Source organism: Rhodobacter sp. CZR27, from assembly GCF_002407205.1.
Lineage (GTDB): Bacteria > Pseudomonadota > Alphaproteobacteria > Rhodobacterales > Rhodobacteraceae > Cereibacter_A.
The window spans coordinates 791,054-810,621 of the sequence record NZ_CP023549.1 but is presented as its reverse complement, the minus strand read 5'-3'; the positions used below and the strand labels follow the sequence as shown (position 1 = coordinate 810,621).

General features: G+C 66.4%; 20 protein-coding genes. 9 read left to right on the top strand and 11 right to left on the bottom strand.

The features are described 5' to 3' along the window. Positions 1 to 55 precede the first annotated feature (55 nt). Together CK951_RS19750 and CK951_RS21955 are read right to left on the bottom strand one after the other, a co-directional pair. Positions 56 to 1,042: a DUF3883 domain-containing protein gene (locus tag CK951_RS19750; RefSeq protein ID WP_096787908.1), complete on the bottom strand. Its 987-nt coding sequence runs from the start codon at positions 1,040 to 1,042 to the stop codon at positions 56 to 58. A 29-nt stretch (positions 1,043 to 1,071) separates the two neighbouring features. Continuing rightward, positions 1,072 to 1,203, bottom strand: coding sequence for a hypothetical protein (locus CK951_RS21955; protein WP_269770566.1), 132 nt, complete (start codon positions 1,201 to 1,203; stop codon positions 1,072 to 1,074). Positions 1,204 to 1,804: 601 nt separating this feature from the next. Here CK951_RS21955 and CK951_RS22025 point away from each other — a divergent pair. The 3 genes from CK951_RS22025 (at position 1,805) to CK951_RS19735 (ending at position 3,077) form a co-directional block, all read left to right on the top strand. Continuing rightward, positions 1,805 to 2,032 (top strand): hypothetical protein, encoded by a 228-nt coding sequence (locus CK951_RS22025; RefSeq protein WP_096787907.1) that lies wholly within the window; start codon positions 1,805 to 1,807, stop codon positions 2,030 to 2,032. Between the two features lie 221 nt (positions 2,033 to 2,253). Next, positions 2,254 to 2,604 carry a hypothetical protein gene (locus CK951_RS22020; RefSeq protein ID WP_332461072.1) on the top strand — a complete coding sequence of 117 codons (351 nt, stop codon included), beginning with the start codon at positions 2,254 to 2,256 and terminating at the stop codon, positions 2,602 to 2,604. Then, positions 2,601 to 3,077: a DUF421 domain-containing protein gene (locus CK951_RS19735; protein ID WP_096787906.1), complete on the top strand. Its 477-nt coding sequence runs from the start codon at positions 2,601 to 2,603 to the stop codon at positions 3,075 to 3,077. Before CK951_RS22020 ends, CK951_RS19735 begins: the two co-directional genes overlap by 4 nt. Here CK951_RS19735 and CK951_RS19730 read toward each other — a convergent pair. The 3 genes from CK951_RS19730 to CK951_RS19720 form a co-directional block, all read right to left on the bottom strand. Beyond that, positions 3,064 to 4,308, bottom strand: a complete 1,245-nt coding sequence (locus CK951_RS19730) for a DUF2254 domain-containing protein (RefSeq protein ID WP_096787905.1) — start codon at positions 4,306 to 4,308, stop codon at positions 3,064 to 3,066. The two genes, CK951_RS19735 and CK951_RS19730, sit on opposite strands and share 14 nt — an antisense overlap. 448 nt (positions 4,309 to 4,756) lie before the next feature. Continuing rightward, a complete protein-coding gene (nhaC, locus tag CK951_RS19725) occupies positions 4,757 to 6,247 on the bottom strand; it encodes a Na+/H+ antiporter NhaC (RefSeq protein WP_096787904.1) in 1,491 nt (496 codons plus the stop codon). A gap of 515 nt (positions 6,248 to 6,762) precedes the next feature. Further along, on the bottom strand, positions 6,763 to 7,326 hold the full coding sequence (locus CK951_RS19720; RefSeq protein WP_232520757.1) for an OST-HTH/LOTUS domain-containing protein: 564 nt from the start codon (positions 7,324 to 7,326) through the stop codon (positions 6,763 to 6,765). 148 nt (positions 7,327 to 7,474) lie between these two features. Here CK951_RS19720 and CK951_RS21480 point away from each other — a divergent pair, with 148 nt between their 5' ends. The 5 genes from CK951_RS21480 (at position 7,475) to CK951_RS19700 (ending at position 12,003) form a co-directional block, all read left to right on the top strand. Next, the gene (locus CK951_RS21480) at positions 7,475 to 8,029 is read left to right on the top strand and encodes a hypothetical protein (RefSeq protein WP_198402517.1); all 555 of its coding nucleotides are present in this window, start codon (positions 7,475 to 7,477) and stop codon (positions 8,027 to 8,029) included. Between the two features lie 66 nt (positions 8,030 to 8,095). Beyond that, positions 8,096 to 8,374, top strand: a complete 279-nt coding sequence (locus CK951_RS22160; RefSeq protein WP_096787902.1) for a DNA-binding protein — start codon at positions 8,096 to 8,098, stop codon at positions 8,372 to 8,374. Then, positions 8,302 to 8,541 carry a hypothetical protein gene (locus CK951_RS19705; protein WP_096787901.1) on the top strand — a complete coding sequence of 80 codons (240 nt, stop codon included), beginning with the start codon at positions 8,302 to 8,304 and terminating at the stop codon, positions 8,539 to 8,541. The genes CK951_RS22160 and CK951_RS19705 overlap by 73 nt, the downstream gene beginning before the upstream one ends. 466 nt (positions 8,542 to 9,007) lie before the next feature. Beyond that, the gene (locus CK951_RS21235) at positions 9,008 to 9,694 is read left to right on the top strand and encodes a hypothetical protein (RefSeq protein ID WP_157764680.1); all 687 of its coding nucleotides are present in this window, start codon (positions 9,008 to 9,010) and stop codon (positions 9,692 to 9,694) included. Further along, positions 9,691 to 12,003, top strand: a complete 2,313-nt coding sequence (locus CK951_RS19700) for a DDE-type integrase/transposase/recombinase (RefSeq protein WP_157764679.1) — start codon at positions 9,691 to 9,693, stop codon at positions 12,001 to 12,003. Before CK951_RS21235 ends, CK951_RS19700 begins: the two co-directional genes overlap by 4 nt. A 185-nt stretch (positions 12,004 to 12,188) precedes the next feature. Here the strand turns inward: CK951_RS19700 and CK951_RS19695 are convergent, their stop codons facing one another. The 3 genes from CK951_RS19695 to CK951_RS19685 form a co-directional block, all read right to left on the bottom strand. After that, positions 12,189 to 12,635 (bottom strand): hypothetical protein, encoded by a 447-nt coding sequence (locus CK951_RS19695; RefSeq protein ID WP_157764678.1) that lies wholly within the window; start codon positions 12,633 to 12,635, stop codon positions 12,189 to 12,191. Positions 12,636 to 12,694: 59 nt separating this feature from the next. Beyond that, complete coding sequence (locus tag CK951_RS19690) at positions 12,695 to 13,075, bottom strand: hypothetical protein (RefSeq protein ID WP_096787898.1); 381 nt, start codon at positions 13,073 to 13,075, stop codon at positions 12,695 to 12,697. Positions 13,076 to 13,388: 313 nt separating this feature from the next. Then, the gene (locus CK951_RS19685) at positions 13,389 to 15,656 is read right to left on the bottom strand and encodes an adenosylcobalamin-dependent ribonucleoside-diphosphate reductase (RefSeq protein WP_096787897.1); all 2,268 of its coding nucleotides are present in this window, start codon (positions 15,654 to 15,656) and stop codon (positions 13,389 to 13,391) included. 133 nt (positions 15,657 to 15,789) lie between these two features. Here CK951_RS19685 and CK951_RS19680 point away from each other — a divergent pair, with 133 nt between their 5' ends. Then, complete coding sequence (locus CK951_RS19680; protein WP_096787896.1) at positions 15,790 to 16,221, top strand: DUF1489 family protein; 432 nt, start codon at positions 15,790 to 15,792, stop codon at positions 16,219 to 16,221. On the opposite strand, the gene hisG is transcribed toward CK951_RS19680, so the two are convergent. Genes hisG through hisS form a run of 3 tightly spaced genes read right to left on the bottom strand, consistent with a single transcriptional unit; the run spans position 16,214 to position 19,496 of the window. Then, the gene (gene hisG, locus CK951_RS19675; protein ID WP_096787895.1) at positions 16,214 to 16,921 is read right to left on the bottom strand and encodes an ATP phosphoribosyltransferase; all 708 of its coding nucleotides are present in this window, start codon (positions 16,919 to 16,921) and stop codon (positions 16,214 to 16,216) included. The genes CK951_RS19680 and hisG overlap by 8 nt on opposite strands. After that, positions 16,918 to 18,015: an ATP phosphoribosyltransferase regulatory subunit gene (locus tag CK951_RS19670; protein ID WP_096787894.1), complete on the bottom strand. Its 1,098-nt coding sequence runs from the start codon at positions 18,013 to 18,015 to the stop codon at positions 16,918 to 16,920. Before CK951_RS19670 ends, hisG begins: the two co-directional genes overlap by 4 nt. After that, positions 18,012 to 19,496 carry a histidine--tRNA ligase gene (hisS, locus tag CK951_RS19665; protein ID WP_096787893.1) on the bottom strand — a complete coding sequence of 495 codons (1,485 nt, stop codon included), beginning with the start codon at positions 19,494 to 19,496 and terminating at the stop codon, positions 18,012 to 18,014. The genes CK951_RS19670 and hisS overlap by 4 nt, the downstream gene beginning before the upstream one ends. Positions 19,497 to 19,568: the final 72 nt, after the last annotated feature.

Genomic DNA, 19,568 nt, shown 5'->3' with positions numbered 1-19,568 from the left:
GCCTGTCGACGGTGGTTATGGGCCGGTTTCGTAAAGCAGTACGGGTGTGCCTCGGTCAAGCAATTGACAGTCTGGCTGCGATGATAGGCTGAATTCGTAGACGTTGCCCGTCCTCGGTCACCCAGACAAGGTCATTTCCCTTCGACAGAATTGCATCATGGCGAAAGATGTAGGCCGTCGGCTTCGACGTAAGCGCCTCCGAAAGCACGTAAATGATGTAGTCCATCCGGTGTTCAGGTGACCGCATTTTCGCGTATTCGTTTGGCGTCAATTCGACGACTAGGTCTTTGCCCGAAAGTCCTTTGACCTCAACTTTAAGATTGACGCCGTCTTCAGCAAACGCTTCAAGGTCCCAACCTACGCCGTCTTTTTCAACTGTCTCCACCCTGTGAGAACCGCCCTTTTCGGACTCGTAATAGGCGATCGCATGGTTAATCGCGGCCTGTTCCACCTTACGGCGTAACTCTGGGTCAGTCTGTCTTGGAGATTTGGCTGATCGATCGACGCGTCGCCCGCCTCGGCCGATGTATTCAGCGACATCTCTATTGAAGGCTTCTCCTTTGCCGTACCAGACCGGGCTTTGGCCCAAGTTCCCGGGCTCCTTTGCCGTGGGAATAATGAATGAACGAGCATCGATCGGCAGAAGTACCGCGTCGACAGCGGGCGCTTCGATCTGATATCCGACATCGAAGCCCGACAAACGCTCCAGAATTCGATGCTCGGCATCTCTGTGGATGCGTGCGTTCCGATACCAGCCGACGATTACAGTCTTCTTGGTTCGTGGATTTCGCGCAATCCAGACAACCGTCACGCCATCCACCGCAGCATCGCCGCGTTTCGCACCTAGCCGCGAAATCTTGATTTTTGCAGAACGGGGCACATAGCCATAGACCTTCCCCCTGATTGGCTCGAAGTTCCATGATTCATGGGCAATGCCATTCGTCTTCAGAAAACCGAAGTTGCCCTCGGCCTTGTCCCCCTTGGGCCCTCTGTAGTGTGCCATCCATGCGTGGTTTATGTACACCAGTGTCTCTGTCGCCATTATTCCCGCCGCCTGTTAAACTCGTCGACTCAGATTTCCAGTGTGGCCAGCGCCCGTGCGAAATTCACCGTCCCCAAGATCACGGTGATGTCGTCCTGAAACAGTTTGAGCGTGTAGGCCGGTTTTTGCAACGTAACTTCGGCGTGCTCGATCCAGTTCACTGGATCGCGTCGACAGCGAGATGTTCGGTGCAAGGCCTTTTGCCCAACCCGATGAGGGAGTAAGTTGATATCGCTCTTTTAGATACCATGCCACACCGACTCAGATCGGTCGCCGCCCTACTGGAACATCACGCTGAAGTCTTGGCTGATTTCCATGCTGCACCTGCAAACGCCGGCAGTTGCCGGGATCGCAACTATTATAGCTGGCTTCTTGCAGCGGTTCCAATGGAACGACAGCTTTGTGGAACACTGCGAGGCCGCATCCTAACAGGGCGACCGTCCACTTTGGGCCGAGTCCATTGGTAGCGCAAGACGTGACTTCTCAAGTGTAATGTCCGCTTCCTGCGCTTCGCTGCCGGCGTCGGAGCGAGTGTCCGGTATTGCGGGTTTCTGCGACCGCCTTGCCGCGCCGCCGTCAGACCGCTTAGCGCAAAGCGCAGGTAGGACATCGGCGGCTCGTCGTTCCGGCTCCGGACGGCACCCGGGGCGGCCTCAAGACGGGCGGCTCCAGGGAGGAAACGGCTGGCTGCGGCGCAATGTTTCCACCCGCTCGCGGTTTTGGCCCACCGGGACGGGCCGCAGGCAGGGCGGGTCGACCCGCATGATCCTGCTCACCGCCCTTCTCGCCGCAGGCCTCGGGCTCATCCACATCTTCATCGGACGCCTGCGCTTCCTGGGACATGTTCCCCGCAGCACCTGGCTCCCGGCGGCGGGTGGCCTGGCCGTCGCCTACGTCTTCCTGCACATCCTGCCCGAACCGGGCGCGCACCAAGCCACCTTCGCGCGCGAGCTGGGGCTTCGGGCCGAGACCCCGGTCTTCCTCGTCTGACTCGCCGGGCTCACCACCTTCTACGGGCTCGAGAGGCTCGCCAAGACCTCGCGCAGCCGCTCGCGGGCGGAGGGCCGGGAGGATGCGGTCGAGGCGCGGCTCTTCTGGATCCACCTCGGCTCCTTCGCCGGATACAACCTGCTGATCGGCTATCTGCTCGTCCACCGCGAGGAGCCGGGGCTCGTGTCGCTCCTGCTCCATGCCGCTGCGATGCCGCCTTCGTGACCAGCGACTTCGGCCCGCGCGAGGATCACAAGCATCGTTACGACCGGACCGGCCGCTGGATCATGGCAAGGGCCGTGGTGGCGGGCTGGGCGCTCGCAGCGGTGACGCGCCTGCCGGATGTGGCCTGGGGCTTCCTCTTTGCCTTCCTCGCCGGCGGGGTGGTGCTGAACGTGCTGAAGGAGGAACTGCCGGAGGAGCGACAGAGCCGCTTCTGGCTCTTTTTCGGCGGTGCCGCGGCCTATGCGCTGGTCCCCGGCGCGATCTGCCCCACCTGCGTCAGGCTTCGGATCATTTCGGGCCCAGGCATGTTGCCCATGAGATCGAGCCGCAAGGGAAGGCATCAATGACCGAGCCGATCTTCTTCGACAGCTGGGCGGGCGTGGCGCGGGTGCTGGTGGTCGGCCTAGCGGCTTACGGCCTGCTCATCGTCATGCTGCGCGCGTCGGGCAAGCGTACACTGAGCAAGATGAACGCCTTCGACCTCGTGGTGACGGTGGCGCTCGGCTCCACGCTGGCGACGGTGCTTCTCAGCCCGAGCGTGCCGCTGGTCGAGGGGGTGGTGGCGCTCGCGCTGCTCGTCTGCCTGCAAGATGCGATCACCTGGCTGTCGGTCCGCGTTCCGACGGTTCAGGATCTGGTCAGGAGCGAGCCGACACCGCTGCTGCACGAGGGTCGCCTTCTCGACGGCGCGCTGAAGCGCCAGCGCGTGACGCAGGACGAGGTGCGGGCGGCGCTGCGGCAGGGCGGGCTCGACGATCCCGCCTCGGCGCGCTCGGTCGTTCTGGAAACCGACGGCAGCCTGACCGTCATTCCGCGGTAGCCAGCCGCGCGGCCTCGGCCCTCAGCCGCTCGATATCCTGCGGAAGCTCCATCGCGCGGGCGGCGCGGTCCAGCGCCTCGTGCGACAGTGCGCGGGCCGCCGCCCCGAACAGGCCTGGGTCGTGCGCGGCCAGCGTCGCCAGCCCCTTCTGAAGCCGGATCTGCACTTCCAGCTGGCCCGCCCCGTCGCGCGCGATCCAGCGGAAGGCGTCCTCCATCAGGTCCGTGACCGACAGCGGCGCGACGTGAAGCTGCGGGTGGCGCACCTCCGGCTGTGGCGCCAGATCGTCCGACCAGCGCGCCAGCAGGCCGACCGAGGTGCCGATGACGTCGATGGCCGTGCCGGGGTCGTTGACGCCCGGCGACAGCGCGCGCGAGGCGACCTCGGACAGCACGATCAGGCCGAAGCGCGGGTCGTGGTCGAAGGACCGGTCGGGGCCGATGACGAAGGCCGCGCGTAGCCGCGCCCCGGTCTCTTCGTCGAGGAAGCGCGCCGCGCGCAGCATCGGGCGGGTCGGATCGAGATAGGCGCCCGGCCGGACCAGCAGGCACAGGGGGATGTGCTCGGCGGTGCGCGCGATCTCTGGGATGTTCACGGTCTCCAGATAGCCGAACCGATCCGGGAAGAGGTCGAAGCCGTCCGGCGGCGCCAGTCCCGGCAGTCCGCCCATGAAGGGATCTCGGGCATGGGCCGCGAGCGCCCCGGCGGTCGCCTCCTCCAGTCGGTCGATCACTTCCGACACGTCGCCAAGACTCGACAGCTGGCCGATCCAGCGGATAAGCGACAGGATGACCGCCGCGATGACGACGCAGGAGGCGAAGAACAGGACCACCCGCGAGGCATCGTTGTAATAACGGGTCGAGAGCCCGACGATGCCCACGATCGCGAAGATGAAGCCACCGATGAAGGTCGAGATCGCGTTCTGGGCCGTGCGGTCCTGCATCAGAAGCGGCCGCGCCCGCGGGGTCGCGGCGCCGGCGGCGGCCTGCATCGATGAAGCCATGATCCCGAGAGAGAAGATGGCCACCGCCAGCAGGGAATTCGCCAGTGCGTCGAGCAGGTCGTAGACGCCGTCGAGCCCGATCAGCCGCACCAGCCTGTCCGGGATGAAGGGCGCGATCACCGGCGCCAGCACGAGCGTGGCCACCGCCACCGCAGCATAGAGGGCCGGCCGGAACCAGAGCGAGCTGCGGGTTCTGGTCAGGATTCTCTCGAAATGGACGAAAGCCATCACACCTCCGGGCTGAGGCCCAACGGAGCCGGTCAGATCCGGTTCCTGTCCGCGAGGGGGACCCTCTGCGGACGATGTGGCCGACACCTCGGCGGCAGGAAGACGCTCGGAGAATCGTCTCGTATGAGTGGTACGGAAACATCGCCGCAAGGGAACCCTATCCATACATTCGCCCGAATGACCCGGACCTTCATGGGCCATGCCCGCTGCTCGACCGACGAACAGGATATAGAGCCACAGTGGCGGACGCGGGCGGCTACGCGGGAGGGCGACACAATGTACTCGTAAACCCTCGCGTAGCAGCCTCGAAAGCTACGCCATTCGCCGTATTTTGACCGGTTCGGTTTCCGTCGATTCGACCGGAACGAGATCGGCCGCTACGACATCGTCATCCACGAGTTCTGCGTCGGACGGGCCGAGGCCCGCGTTCGGCCGCCGCGGAAGTTCTTCAGCCTCTGCTGTCCGAGAGTGCGTGATCTTCCAGATCCATGACATCCTCGGAGGAATTCGCCCAGGCCGCGCGTTCGTCATCGGTCGCCCGTGGCGAGAAGAAGCCGGTGAAGGCGTAGAAGATTCCGATCAGCGGCGCCGTCCAGCAGGCGAATGCCAGCGGGATGTAAAGCAGGTTCTGGATCTGGCCGGACATGATCCCCAGACCCAACGCCGAGATCACGAAGGCGCCGCCGGCGTTCCACGGGATCAGCGGGCTCATCAGCGTGCCGCCCTCTTCGACCGCGCGGCTGAGGTTCAGCGTCGAATAGCCCATGCCGCGGTAAAGCGGCGAATACATCCGCCCCGGCAGCGCGATCGAGATATACGGGTCGCCCGCGACGAGGTTGGTGGCGAAGGCGGTGGCGATGGCCGAGCTTTGCACCGCCGCGAAGGACTTTACCCGCGCGATGATCGCCGTGATGATGGCTTCGAGGCAGCCGGTGCGTTCCAGCGCTCCGCCGAAGCCGAGCGCGATCAGCATCAGCGAGATGGTCCACATCATCGACTGAATGCCGCCCGAATTCAGCAGGCTGTCGATCTCGGCTACCCCGGTTTCGAGGACATAGCCCGACTGGGCATAGGTGAAGACGTCATGCACCCCGGCGCCCTGCTGGAAGATCGCGATCAGCGCCCCTGCCAGCACCCCCGCGAACAGCGACGGCAGCGGCGGCTTGCGCGTCAGTGCAAGGATCACGACGACCAGCGCGGGCAGCAACGGCACAAGGCCGATCTCGAACCTCTCGTCGAGTTCCGCCGTGATCCTCTCGATGGCGCCGAAGGAGGCCTCGTCGGAGCCGATCAGAGCATAGCCGGCCACGAGATAGGCCACCAATGCGATCAGCATCGCCGGCACCGTCGTTGGCAGCATGTTGCGGATGTGATCGAAGATATTCACTCCGGTCACGGCGGGCGCAAGGTTGGTTGTGTCGGACAGGGGCGAGATCTTGTCGCCGAAGAATGCGCCGGAGACGACCGCGCCGGCCGTCCAATACGCCGGGATGCCGAAGCCCGCGCCAATCCCCATGAGCGCGAGGCCCACCGTGCCCACCGTGCCCCAACTGGTGCCAAGTGAAAGCGAGACGACCGAACAGAGGATCATCGCCGCCGCAAGGAAGATCGACGGGTTCAAAAGGGTCAACCCGTAGTAGATCAGCGTCGGCACCGTGCCGGAGGCGATCCAGACCCCGATGATCATCCCCACCACGATCAGCACCGAAAGCGAGGGCATCGAGACATGGATGACGTGGAAGACGCCCTCACGGATATCCAGCCATTCCTGCCCGCGCAGCACGCCGACAAGCCCGGTTATCGCCAGCCCGATCACGAGCGGAATATGCGGGGTGAAATCGCCGAAGTAGAACAGCTGCAAGGCCAGCAGGCCCAGCGTCAGGATCACCGGTACAAGGGCAAGCGGCAAGGACGGCGGGTCGAAGCTCGGCTTTTCCATTTCTCGCTCTCGGCAGGCTGTGACTGATGGGAAAGCACCGGAAGCGCCTGTCTGGTTCCGTAAACCCGTGGATCGAGCAGCTGTCCGCGTGGATCCCGGGCTGTACGCGCTGCGCGATCAACGAACGGCCGCTCCGGCTTTATGCTGCGGCTGCTGTGCCGCACTGCCGTCAGACCGCTTTCCGCCCGCCGGCTCGGTGCCGCCGGCCATGCCGCAGTGAGTTCGAAGGTCCGAGAAGGGCTGACCGGTCCTCTCGCTGCGCAGTGCTCGAACGGCAGCTTCGTCCGAACGAGCTTCGGTGCCCGAAAGGCCATTATGGGCCGGAGCGCGTCTTGTTGTCGCGCTTGGCAGGGTAGGTGACGGCAAGCTCGCAATGTGCGCATCACACCCGTTCGCGCCGTGAGATTGAGCGGCCCGTTTTGTAGGTTTCTGCGGATGCCATGCCGCGCGGCCGTTCGCTTCCCGCCCGTTGACACGGAACGGGCTATTCTATGGCGTCCGACATGACACCGCGGCTACCAGAATCTCGGAATGCGAGGACCATACCAAGCCCGAGGGCGGCCATCGACCTTGCGCACCTGCAGGTCGAAAAGCCCGGATTCGTGGATGACTTGGCGCCAGCTCCGACAACCATAATCATCGGGCCGTTCGCCGGGATCGCGCGTCAGGAACCAACTCAAGGCGGTCTCCACAGATGTCCAGCCGCCCGGTGCCAACTCACTTGCCGCGTCCACCAGGGCTTGCGCGATCGTCGTGACGGGCCAAGGTACTCGTTCGTGGACAATCCAGTCGTGAAATTCGGGTGACGCGAGATATTCGGCCATGGTGCTGCGGGCCTGTTCCATGTCCGCCGCGCAGGTCTGCAGATCCGCATGGGCGCGGGCGACGCGATTAATGGCGGCCGTCAGGGCCTGTCGCGCTAAGAGGCAGCCGTCTTCCGTGCGAAGATCGTGTTCTTCGAGGAAGTGGTGAACCAGGGTGTTGCGCAAAGCGACCAGCCCGCGGTGTTCACGTCCGATGCGGGCGAGGTCGTCGGCGGGGAAAGCTATCCGCCCCGAGCAGCTAATCGGCGGCGTCATCGCGCGCGTCGCGCTGGCCCTCCTGACCGGCAGGCACGAGGACGGACCCCATAATCTCGCCGACCAGTCCACCCAGGGTCTTCCGCCGGACCTCGGCTATCCGGTTGGCGCGGGTGTCCTCCCATGTGGACGTCGAGCCGGAGACGTGATGCCCCGCGACAATCGATTTCAGCAGCAGTTCGAAGGCTTGCAGCCGCAGAATGCACTGCCCGAAGAGATGTTCGACCTCGTCTCTGGCCGTCCGAAGGGGAGCGTCAACCGATGTCATTGCGTGCGAAGGCTAGGGTCGTCGGGCTTTTTCGTCAACGTCAAGGTCCGCAAGCTGGTGAGCGGCGCCTTGGCCAGATTTCGCATGCCGGACAAGAACAGAGTTCCTGAACAACTGAAACCCGCCGTTCACGAGTTGAAGCTCTTCGCGCGTAACGAGGCCCGCCTTCAATGCCGCCTCATCGGCCTGCCGCCAAATGGCCTTCTGCCGCGCGCGCTCCACGGGATCAAAGCTGTCCGTCTTCATGTCCTCACCACCGTTAGCGGCAGGATCGTCGTGCGCGCCGGTCACGTCAACCCGCACTCCTCGGAGCCGACTGGGATTGCCGCCGCGTACCGCCGTTCGCATACCGTCACGACAGCTTCTGTCAGCCGCCCGGAAGGATCCGGTGCGGCCGTTTGGTCGGCTCGGCAGAGACTATACGCGCGGGCATGAGCACGGCCTATTTCCGTATGACGCGAGACGGGTCCACTTCCACGGCAGGATCAGGAAGGTGACCGGATGCCTGCAAGACCCGCCCCTACCGTGGAAGACGTCCTCGCAACCGGCCTCGCGCTGCGCGCCGAAGGGGAAGAGCCGACGCAAGCCAAACTTTTCCGCCGGCTGGGTCGCACTGGGCATCCGGCGACAGCATGGAAGATCTGGCAGGAGCATGGTGCAAAACTCCTGCCGACCGACGCGCCGGCGGAAGTTCCGGATCGCCGGCGATGGCGCAGGCTCGGCAGCTCGTCCGGACCTCGGTCGAGGCGCTGCTGGACCTGGCGCGGCGCGAGGCGGTGACGCCTCACGTGGCCGAGGTCGAGACACTGAAGGCGGCTCTTGCACAAGTCAGGGCCGAGATTGCCGAGTTGAGGGCGGTAAAGGACGCCCAGCACGACCTCGCGTGCGAGCTTCGCGCGACAATCGCGGCAGGTCTCCAGCGGAAGCCGTTGCTCATCCTGCCCTGACGTCCACCGGGCTCGCCAAGGGCAGGACGGACTTCCCCACGGGAGTTGGCTCGGCGCGGGTCGGACCGAGTCAACCACCCGCATTTTTTCAAGGGTTTTCTTCCGACCGGATCGATCTGCTTCTTCGCGGGCGACGAGGCCCGCGACCAGAGGCCAGGACCATGATCTCGATCACAATCGACCCCACGCGAGGAACCGGCGGCACACCCTCCCGACAGACCGGCAAGTTCTTCTTCCGGACCGGCGCAACCGGCCAATATGACCTTTGCAAGGTCGACCTCCGCTTCGACACCGGCGCGTCCTGCACGAATGCATGGCTTGCACCGGCTCTTCCGCTTGACCGGTCCCGCGACACGGGGACCTTCCTGCGGAGCCCGACCATGCCCGAACTCGACTGCCATCCCCGGCATCTCGCCGGATACGGCACGGCGCCTGCCTTCCATACCGGCCATAAGGGAGCAGGTGCATGACCGCCGCACTCGCCCTCCTGCTTCGGGAGCCGTCCGACGTCCGGCTTCCGGCGCCGTCGCGCGCCGACCACGACGTCCCGCGCGCGTCCAAAAGCCATTGCATCGTGCACACCGTCCTCGGCGACGGCGACGGGGTTCGGGCGCAGGCCGAGTCGCTGCTCGAGCACAAGTGGCAGCTCGTGCTGAGTGCGCGGCCCGAGACGGTCGACCTGCGCGAGCAGGTCCGCTTCCGCTACGGCCGCGACGACGAGCACATCTTCGACATCGTCGTCACCGAACGCTCGGGACGCAGGATCGCCTACACGGTCAAGCCCGAGGTCCGGCTGGTTTCCGGTCGCTTCCTCGCCCAGATGCAGGAGGTCGCCTGGTGGGTGCGCCGGAAGCGCTTCGCCGACGACGTCCGGCTGCTGAGCGACGCCGATCTCGATCCGGTGGAATTGTACAACGCGCATCTGATCGCTGCCGTCCACGAACCCGACCCGGAGGCCGACGCGCGCGCCCTCGAGGTCGCCGCGACGCTGACCGGCGCGCGCTGCATCCGCGACCTGACGCTCGCGACCGGCCTCGAGGCACGCGGCTACCGCGCGATCCTTCGCCTCCTGCGCGGCCACCAGCTCTGCACCGCTCGTCCCGAACGCATCACCCCGGACACGCTCGTCCGCCTCACGGAGAACCGCGCATGAGCCGCGCGACCGACATCCGACATCCGCCCTTCCACGTCTCGGAGCACTGCCGTCTCACGATCGGCGGCAAGGCCTTCCGGCTTGGCTACCGCACCGGCGACGCCTATGTGCTGGCGCCCGCCGAAGGCACCGACCCTGCCGAGACCTTCACCTTCGACCACCTGAGCCGACTGAACCGTGCCGGCCACATCCATCACGAGCGCGAACATTTCCTGCCCCCGCACCTGCGGACCCAGGCCGCGCCGCCGCGCCCGGACATTACGACGTCCGACCTGGATCCGGAGCATGCCAGCAGGGTCAACGAGCGCTACGCGATGGTGTCGGCCCTGATCGATCTGCAGCGGCGGGGAGAAGTCGTCCTCACGTACCAGTCGATCAACGCGGCCATGCTGACCATTCGTGTCGAAGCCCTCAAGTACCTCGCCAAGCTTCCCGACGAGGCGCGGCTCAATGAGGTCTACCGTGCCCTCAAGACGGGCGACCAGGTGCCGCTGCCCGCCGGCATCCCGCTGCCCCGGCACCGGGCGGCGAAGACCCTTCTGCAGTGGCGCAAGAAGTTCCTCGCTGGCGGAAAGCTCGCGCTCGTCGATGGCATCGATCAGCGCGGCGATCGCAGTTCCGCCTTCCCCCCCGAGGTGGATGCCCTCCTCGTCCAGACCGTCCGCGCGAGCTACCTGACGCGCGAGCAGAAGTCCAAGGTCGCGGTGACGGCAGACGTCCGGCGCGCGTTCGAGAAGGAGAATGAGGAAAGGGCCGCCAAGGGGCTGTCGCTGATCACCGACGTGCCCCGCCGCGACGCGGTTCGCGCGGCGATTGCGCGCCTCGACAAGCTCGAGGTCATGATCGCGCGCCATGGAGAGGACTACGCGAAGAAGATGTTTCGCGCCGGCACCACCGGCCTCGAGGTCAGCCGGCCGCTCGAGCGCGTCGAGATCGACGAATGCTGGATCGACCTCCGGACCATCCTGTCGCAGACTAGGTTGCGCAAGATCTTCACACCGGAGGAGATCGTGGCGTTCGGCCTCGACAAGGAGAAGATCCGCTGGTGGATCGTGGTCGCCATCGACTGCCGCACGCGAATGATCCTCGCGCTCAAGCTCACGCCGAACCCGCGAGCGAGTGCGGCCGTCGAATGCCTGCGCATGATCATGGCCGACAAGGGAGAATTCGCTGATCAGGTCGGAGCGCTGACGCCTTGGTCGCAATGCGGGACGCCCGAGGGGATCGTGCACGACGCGGGCTCCGGTCTGACGTCGATCGACTTCAGCGACGCCTGCGCCGACCTGCGCATAACCGATCTCACGGCGATCGCCGGGGCTGCCTCGGCGCGCGGCCGCATCGAGCGACTGTTCCAGACCATCGCGAAGGGCCTGCTCTGCAGACTTTCGGGGCGCACCTTCTCGGACACCGTGAAGCGCGGGGATTATGATGCGGACGCGCGCGCCTGCCTTGGCACCGAGGATATGTGCCGGATCCTCGTCCGCTGGATCGTCGACATCTATCACAACACGCCTCACACCGGCTTGGGCCTGCTGACGCCGCTCGAGCAATGGCAATCGGACATGGCCGCCGGCAACTATCCGCTGAAGGCCCTCCCGTCGCTCGAGCGGCAGCGGGTCGCCTTCGGCATCGCTGGCACATACCGCCTGACGAAGCACGGCGTCGTCATCCTTGGGATCCCCTACAACAGTCTGCGTCTCGCCAGCCACTTCGCCGCAGAAGGGGCGATCATGCTCCAGACCCGCTGGGATCACGCCGACCTCGGCGCGATCAGCGTGCGGATCGACGATGTCTGGGTCGAGGTGCCGGCAGTGCACGAACGCTTCCGCGGCCTGACGGCGCAGGTCTGGATCGCTGCTCGCCAAGCCCTGCGGGAGGCCGCGGCAGCGCGCAAGTCCCATACTCAGGCGGTCATCTTCAAGGCGATCGACGACATCGAGGCGACCAACCAGAAGGCCAAGCTCCAGTCCCGCCTCGTCGACCAGGCCTGGACGCCGGAACGGCTGCAGCATTTCCAGTCCGAACTGTTCGCGAACTTCTCCATCGCGGCCGATGCGCCCACCGTGCTGCCGGTCGAGGAGGGCGTCGGCCGCTCGATCATCCCCACCGCGCCCGCTGCTTTCACTCCCGAGGACGAGGTTGGGGAACCTGCTGCGTCAACACCGCAGCGTGCCTCGCGGAAGGCCCGCTCCTCGACCCGACCTGCCAAGGTAGCCCCGACGGCGGATGCTCCGCCGTCCTCGAGCGCACCCTCCGACCTTGGGAATGCCGCCGCCAACACCAGCACGCTCTGGCGACCGCCGCGCTGACGCCGTTGGCGCCACACCGAACCGAAGGGCGTGCGCAATCCGCACGCCCTTTTGCTTTGGATGCAGGGCGGTGCCAAGAACCAGGAGCGACACAGGCAGGCGCCATCCTCGCTGCCACGGAAAACAGGCGGCGCGGGTCGCCCCGCGCCGCCTGTCCTTCATGCCAATCGCTGGTGACGCAGCGTTCAGCTGTTCTCCATGAGCCGCGCGATCTCGCGCAGCCCGATCACCGCATGACGGACCCCGTCGCGCAGACGCATGAACTCATTCACCAGATCCTGCACCCGGCACAGAACCTCCCCATCCGCATCATGGACCGGGATCGGCTCCACACCCCGCGGATCGTGCTCGACGGCGTCGTCGCAACCATCCCATGCGTAGCGGTAGCCAACGATGTGGCGCCCGATCTGTCGCTCGAGTTCCGCGTGGAGGCTGATCAGAGGACCATCGTCGGCAGTGTCGAACACCCGGCCCTGCTCGAAGCGCCGGAGGCAGACCTCTGGCAGGCCACCAGAGGACGCCGTTCGGTAAAGGTGATGTGCGCGCACCGCCAAGGCCACGGCACTGCCCCGCGCCACGGCGCGTTCGGCACGCGCCTCCAGTGACTCTTCCAAAAGCATGACCTCCTTCATTCTCTTCGGGTGGAAGCACCCGAGGTCAAGCGCCGGCCCCGAAGGGGGGCCGGAGGAAGTCATGCGGCGGCTCGCCGGGAAGGCAGGACCTCACGATCGTCGAGAGAGTCGAGAAGGTTGCTGAACGCTTCGCTGAGCCGGCAGATCTCGTGCACCCTCGGGTCCGCAGGATCGATCGAGGAGAAGTAGCCGGCAGCGTCGCCCTCCGGATCTTCCACGCCGTCGAGCGCGAGGAGGCGATGCAGCGCCAGCAGTTCGCGACGCAACAGAGGGGTCGCGCGAGTGGCTTCGGCGACACGAACGGCGAGCCGCTGCACGCGGTTGCGCGCGGACGAGCCTCCCAGCAAGTGCGCCGCAGCAAGCACGGCGGCCAGTTCGTGATCGAAGAAGACGCGCAGGAGCAGGATCCCGGCCGGGGAAGCCGGAGCGTCGTAGGGCATGGTGTCTTTCCGTAATGGCAACCAGCCACGGGGTTCTGGTCAAGTCGGCGCCGCGTCCCCGCTCTCCCCGAAGGAGCGGGAACACGGCGCTACGGGGTCAAGAACCGTTACGCGCCACCAGAAAGCACCCACGCTCGCGTCTGCCAGCGCCGGAACAGGCCATCAGAAAGATGGTGGCAGGGTAACACCCTGTAACAAAAGTGTTTTTCCGGTGACCGTGTCGGAATGGAAAACAATCATCCGAAAAATGGAAGCCGAAAGCTGCCAGAATGGAAGTTAAATGGCCGCTTCGTCACTGTTGCTCGCCACCTTGCTATCCGCACTTCGAAAACCCACAGCTCGCGCAGGTCATGCATCCCTCGACCATCCGCAGGTCGTAGCTTCCGCAGGACGAGCAGGCCTTTGCCTTCACGCCGAGAACCTCCACATCCGCCTTGGGGTCGGTCTTCAGCCCCATGCCTTCGCCCTCGATGAAGCCGATCGCGATCAGGTGGCGCTCGATCACGCCGCCGATGGCGGCCAGGATCGACGGGATGTAGCGCCCCTCCATCCAGGCGCCGCCGCGGGGATCGAAGACCGCCTTCAACTCCTCGACCACGAACGAGATGTCGCCCCCGCGCCGGAACACCGCAGAGATCATCCGGGTCAGGGCCACCGTCCAGGCGAAATGCTCCATGTTCTTGGAGTTGATGAAGACCTCGAACGGCCTCCGGTGCCCGGCGATGACGATGTCGTTCACCGTGATGTAAAGCGCATGCTCCGAGCCCGGCCACTTCACCTTGTAGGTCGCGCCCTCCAGTGCCGCGGGACGGTCGAGCGGATCGGTGAGATACACCACCTCGCCGCCCTTCGGCTCCGGCGCCTCGACCGGCGCGGCCTTCGCGGCTTCGGACACCGACAGGACCGAGCCCGTCACCTCGTTCGGGCGATAGGTCGTGCAGCCCTTGCAGCCCATCTCCCAGGCGGCGAGGTAGACATCGGCAAAATCGTCGAAGGAAATGTCCTCGGGGCAGTTGATCGTCTTCGAGATCGAGCTGTCGATCCACTTCTGCGCCGCCGCCTGCATCCGGACATGGTCCAGCGGCGCAAGCGTCTGCGCGTTCACGAAATGGTCGGGCAGCGGCGCGTCGCCCATCTTCTCGCGCCAGAGCCGGACGGCGTAGTCGACCACTTCCTCCTCGGTGCGGGTTCCGTCCTTCTGCAGCACCTTGCGGGTATAGGCATAGGCAAAGACCGGTTCGATGCCGGAGGAGACGTTGCCGGCATAGAGGCTGATCGTGCCCGTGGGCGCGACCGAGGTCAGCAGCGCATTGCGGATGCCGTTCTTGCGGATCGCCTCGCGCACATCATCGTCCATGTGGGTCAGCGAGCCGGAGGCGAGATAGGCGTCGGCCTCGAACAGCGGGAAGGCCCCCTTCTCGCGCGCGAGATCGGACGAGGCCAGATAGGCCGCGCGGGCGATCGCCTTCATCCAGGTCTCGGTCTGCCGTGCAGCCTCTTCCGATCCGTAGCGCAGCCCCACCATGAGCAGCGTATCGGCCAGACCCGTCACGCCAAGGCCGATCCGCCGCTTCATCTGCGCCTCGTGCGCCTGCTGCGGCAGCGGGAAGCGGGACGCGTCGACCACGTTGTCCATCATGCGGACCGACAGCCGGACCAACTCGTCGAGCTGCCCGAGGTCCAGCTCGGCTCCCTCCTCGAACGGGTGCGACACCAGCCGGGCGAGGTTCACCGAGCCGAGAAGGCAGGCGCCATAGGGCGGCAGGGGCTGCTCGCCGCAGGGGTTGGTGGCCGCGATGGTTTCACAATAGGCGAGGTTGTTCAGCTGGTTGATGCGGTCGATGAAGATCACGCCGGGCTCGGCGAAGTCGTAGGTCGAGCGCATGATCCGGTTCCACAGGTCGCGCGCCTGCAGCGTCCGGTAGACCTTGCCGTCGAAGACCAGTTCCCACGGCCCGTCCGCCTTGACGGCCGCCATGAAGGCATCGGTCACGAGAACGGAAAGATTGAACATCCGCAGCCGGGCCGGGTCCTTCTTCGCCTCGATGAAGGCCTCGATGTCGGGATGGTCGCAGCGCATCGTGGCCATCATCGCGCCGCGGCGCGAACCGGCCGACATGATGGTGCGGCACATGGCGTCCCAGACATCCATGAAGGACAGCGGCCCCGAGGCGTCGGCGGCCACGCCCTTCACCTCGGCGCCGCGTGGACGGATGGTGGAGAAGTCGTAGCCGATCCCCCCGCCCTGCTGCATGGTCAGGGCGGCCTCCTTCAACGCGTCGAAGATGCCCGCCATGCTGTCGGGGATCGTGCCCATCACGAAGCAGTTGAACAGCGTCACCGCGCGGCCGGTGCCGGCGCCTGCCGTGATGCGGCCGGCCGGGAGAAATCTGAAATCCTCGAGCGCGCGGTAGAAGCGATCCTCCCAGAGCGCCGGCTCCTTCTCCACTTCGGCCAGCGAGCGCGCGATGCGGCGCCACGTATCCTCAACGGTGCCATCGAGCGCATGCCCGGCACTGTCCTTCAGGCGGTATTTCATGTCCCAGATCTGTTCGGCAATGGGGGCGTGGAAGCGCGACATGGGACGGGAACCTTGAATTTGTGGATCAGGTGGAAGGGACACCCAAGATATGCGCCTGGCGCGCCGCGGTCAAACAGCTTGGACCGCCCGTGCGCCACGGCTATATGAAGGCTTCCGAAGCCGGAGAGTCCCCTTGGCCAAGCACGTCAACCTTCTGAAACTCTGCGTCGGCGCAGAGACGGTGGAAGATCTTCTCGACTGGCAGGCAAGCCAGAGGCACCGCTGGCCCGAGGGGAATCCCCGTCATGTCACGCGGATGTGGCCGAAGCGCGAGGCGGAGATCCTCGCCGGGGGCTCGCTCTACTGGGTGTTCAAGGGATCGATTCTCGCGCGGCAGCCGATCCTGGGGCTCGAGTCGGTCGAAGGCTCCGATGGCATCACCCGCTGCGCGCTGGTGCTGGATCCGGCGGTGATCCGGACCGTGGCCGCGGCCCGCCGGCCCTTCCAGGGCTGGCGCTACCTGGCGCCGGAGGATGCCCCCGCCGACCTGCCGCAGGGGCGGCAGCGCGAGGAGCCGCTGCCTCCCGATCTCGCTCAGGCGCTGGCCGACATCGGGCTCAGGTGAGCCGCGGCGCCGCGATGGCGAGATGCCCGGCCAGCCGGTCGAGAACCGTCCCCGCCTCGGTCCAGTCCGCCCGGCGCGAGGCGAACAGCACGGCCTGCGAGCTGTGCACCAGACCGTCGGAAAGGATTTTCAGATGATTCGCCCGTAGCGTCTCGCCCGATGAGGTAATGTCCGCGATGGCCTCGGCGGTGGTGTTTTTCACCGTGCCTTCGGTTGCGCCCTGGCTGTCCACGATCTGGTAGTCGGCGACGCCGTTGGCGGTCAGGAACTCCCGCACCAGGCGGTGATACTTGGTGGCGATCCGCAGGCGGAAGCCGTGGGTCGCCCGGAAGGCCGCCGCCGCCGCGTCCAGATCGTCCAGCGTGTCGACGTCGATCCAGAAGGCCGGCACCGCGATGATCAGGTCGGCGTGTCCGAAGCCCAGCGGGGCCAGCTCGGCCACCTGGGTCTCCCAATCCGCCAGCTTCTCGCGCACGAGATCCGAGCCGGTGACACCCAGATGAATGCGGCCGGCGCTCAGCTCCCGCGGGATCTCGCCGGCCGAGAGCAGCACGAGTTCGACGCCCTCGACGCCATCCACGGCGCCGGAATATTCCCGCTCGGCCCCCGTCTGGCGCATTGTCACGCCACGGGCGCCGAACCAGTCGAACGTCTTTTCCATCAGCCGGCCCTTCGAGGGCACCCCGATCTTCAGCATCACGCCGTCCCTTTCAGCTGCGCCACGAGACCGGGACGGATCACGCCGCCCACCGCGGGGATCGAGTGCCCCTGCCCCAGCACCGCCGTCAGCGCGTCATAGCGCCCGCCGCTGGATACGGGCGGCAGCGTCGGATCATCCGCGTGGAAGCTGAAAACGAAGCCGTCGTAATATTCCAGCGTGCTCTGGCCGTGGCCGGCCGCGAAGGGAAGGCGATCGACCGCGACGCCACGCGCCGCCAGCGCGTCCAGCCGCCCGGCGAACCGCTGCACCGAGGCGGCCATCGCGGGCATCCGCGCTGCCAGCGCCTCGAGCCGCGCGAGCGCCTCGCCCGCCGGCGCCTCGACCAGCAGCAGGTCATCGAGCACCGCCGCCTCGTCCGGGTTGATCGGCGGCGTCCGCGCATCCTCGATCAGGGCCGCAACCCGTGCGGCCACGTCTTCCGGCTCGCGCAGGCCAATGGCCGGGCCCGACTGATCCATCAGCGCCTCGGGCGAGGCCGCAGCGAGCCGCTCCAGCAGCCGCAGGCGGGGCTCGGGCACCGGGGTCCGCCCCGCGAACCGATCGAGCAGGGCGCGGAACCGCTGCGGGCGCCAGACATGGCGCAGCAGCGCCGACTTGCGCTTGTCCGAGGTCGAAAGCCCCCTGACTGCGGCCAGCAGGATACCGAAGTCGCCGGTCGCCGCCTGAAGCCCGAGCGGCGCCAGAACCTCGGCGATCAGCCCGAAGACATCGGCATCGACCGCCTCGGGATGTGAGCGGTCGAAGACCTCGAAGCCGACCTGCAGGTATTCCGAGGCCCGCGGCCCCAGATGCTCCTGCCGACGGAAGACCTCGCCCATGTAGGTGTAGCGGGCGGGATCGGCGCCGGCCGCCATGTGCGCCTGCACCACCGGCACGGTGAAGTCCGGCCGCAGCATCATCTCGCCGCGCAAGGGGTCCGAGGTCACATAGGCCCGCGCCCGGATATCCTCGCCGTAAAGGTCGAGGAGCGTGCCGGCCGGCAGCAGGATGTCAGCCTCGACCGGCTGCGCGCCGGCGGCCTGGAAGGCGGCGAAGATGGCCTCCGCCTCGGCGCGGACGGCGGCCTTTGTCACGCGAGCATCCCGCGCACAGCCTCGACCAGCGCGTCGCGCGGCACCTCGACCTGCGCCGGGCGCGACTTCCATTCCTCGAGGCTCGCGCCTTCCGCGATCCGCGCCCCAAGCACCAGGTCCTTCAGCACGACGACGCCGCGCGCCGCCTCGTCCGAACCCTGAATCACCGCAACGGGCGATTTTCGCGCATCGGCATACTTCAACTGGTTGCCGAAGTTCTTCGGGTTGCCGAGGTAAAGCTCCGCGCGAAGCCCCGCCCGGCGCAACTCGCCCACCATCGCCATGTAATCGGCCATGCGGTCGCGATCCATGACGGTGACCACCACCGGCCCCTGCGCGTCCTGCCCCGCCCGCCCCTTGGCGCGCAGCGCGGCAAGCAGCCGGTCCACGCCGATCGAGACGCCCGTCGCCGGCACCGCCTGCCCGGTGAAGCGCTTCACCAGATCGTCATAGCGCCCGCCGCCCGCGACCGAGCCGAACTGACGCTTGCGGCCCTTCTCGTCGAGGATCTCGAAGGTCAGCTCCGCCTCGAACACCGGCCCGGTGTAATAGCCAAGGCCGCGCACCACCGACGGGTCCACCACGATCCTGTCCGGCCCGTAGCCCTGCGCATCGAGCAGTTCGGCGATGGTTTCCAGCTCCTGCACCCCGTCGAGGCCGAGCGCCGATCCAGCGACCAGTTCCCGCAGTCGCGCAACCGTCGCCGCGCCGGTATCACGCTTGGAGGCCATGAATCCCATCACCACCTCGGCCTGTTCCGCCGAAAGGCCCGCACCCTTGGTGAAGTCGCCGGATTCGTCCTTCCGACCCTCGCCCAGAAGCGCCCGCACGCCCGCCTCGCCCAGACGGTCGATCTTGTCGATGGCGCGAAGGACGATCCCGCGCTCGGCCTCGAACTTCGCGGGGTCAGACGGGTCGAGCACGCCCACGACCTCCATCACGCCATTCAGGACCTTCCGGTTGTTCACGCGCACGATGTAGTCGCCGCGCGGAATGCCCACGACCTCCAGCGCGTCCGACAGCATCGCGCAGATCTCGGCATCCGCCGCCACGCTGGCCGAACCGACCGTATCGGCGTCGCACTGGTAGAACTGGCGGAAGCGTCCCGGCCCGGGCTTCTCGTTGCGCCAGACGGGGCCCATTGCGTAGCGGCGGTAGGGGCTCGGCAGGTCGTTGCGGAACTGCGCGGCCACGCGAGCGAGCGGCGCCGTCAGGTCATAGCGCAGCGCCAGCCACTCGCCATCCTCGTCCTGCCAGCCGAAGACGCCCTCGTTCGGGCGGTCGACGTCAGGCAGGAACTTCCCCAGCGCCTCGACGGTTTCCACCGCCGAGGTTTCAAGCGGGTCGAAGCCATAGCGATGGTAGACTTCGGCCACCGCATCGAGCATCGTCTTGCGCTCGGTCACGTCCGCGCCAAAATAGTCGCGAAAGCCCTTCGGCGTGTCCGCGCGCGGGCGGCGGGGAGCCTTGTCCTTGGCCATGGGTCGCACCCTTCGCTGTTCGTCGGGCGCGGTGTATCGGAAGGGGGCGGCGCGGACAAGCGCCGGGCGGAG

Excerpts from the sequence above, each read along its gene's own strand:
- CK951_RS21235 (WP_157764680.1), top strand. The coding sequence starts at position 9,008 with ATGACCGCCGCACTCGCCCTCCTGCTTCGGGAGCCGTCCGACGTCCGG.
- CK951_RS19705 (WP_096787901.1), top strand. The coding sequence starts at position 8,302 with ATGGCGCAGGCTCGGCAGCTCGTCCGGACCTCGGTCGAGGCGCTGCTG.
- nhaC (WP_096787904.1), bottom strand. The coding sequence starts at position 6,247 with ATGGAAAAGCCGAGCTTCGACCCGCCGTCCTTGCCGCTTGCCCTTGTA.
- CK951_RS21480 (WP_198402517.1), top strand. The coding sequence starts at position 7,475 with ATGCCCCGCGACAATCGATTTCAGCAGCAGTTCGAAGGCTTGCAGCCG.
- hisS (WP_096787893.1), bottom strand. The coding sequence starts at position 19,496 with ATGGCCAAGGACAAGGCTCCCCGCCGCCCGCGCGCGGACACGCCGAAG.
- CK951_RS19720 (WP_232520757.1), bottom strand. The coding sequence starts at position 7,326 with ATGACGCCGCCGATTAGCTGCTCGGGGCGGATAGCTTTCCCCGCCGAC.
- CK951_RS22160 (WP_096787902.1), top strand. The coding sequence starts at position 8,096 with ATGCCTGCAAGACCCGCCCCTACCGTGGAAGACGTCCTCGCAACCGGC.
- CK951_RS19695 (WP_157764678.1), bottom strand. The coding sequence starts at position 12,635 with ATGAAGGAGGTCATGCTTTTGGAAGAGTCACTGGAGGCGCGTGCCGAA.
- CK951_RS19690 (WP_096787898.1), bottom strand. The coding sequence starts at position 13,075 with ATGCCCTACGACGCTCCGGCTTCCCCGGCCGGGATCCTGCTCCTGCGC.
- CK951_RS19735 (WP_096787906.1), top strand. The coding sequence starts at position 2,601 with ATGACCGAGCCGATCTTCTTCGACAGCTGGGCGGGCGTGGCGCGGGTG.
- CK951_RS19685 (WP_096787897.1), bottom strand. The coding sequence starts at position 15,656 with ATGTCGCGCTTCCACGCCCCCATTGCCGAACAGATCTGGGACATGAAA.
- CK951_RS19730 (WP_096787905.1), bottom strand. The coding sequence starts at position 4,308 with ATGGCTTTCGTCCATTTCGAGAGAATCCTGACCAGAACCCGCAGCTCG.
- CK951_RS22025 (WP_096787907.1), top strand. The coding sequence starts at position 1,805 with ATGATCCTGCTCACCGCCCTTCTCGCCGCAGGCCTCGGGCTCATCCAC.
- CK951_RS19750 (WP_096787908.1), bottom strand. The coding sequence starts at position 1,042 with ATGGCGACAGAGACACTGGTGTACATAAACCACGCATGGATGGCACAC.
- CK951_RS19700 (WP_157764679.1), top strand. The coding sequence starts at position 9,691 with ATGAGCCGCGCGACCGACATCCGACATCCGCCCTTCCACGTCTCGGAG.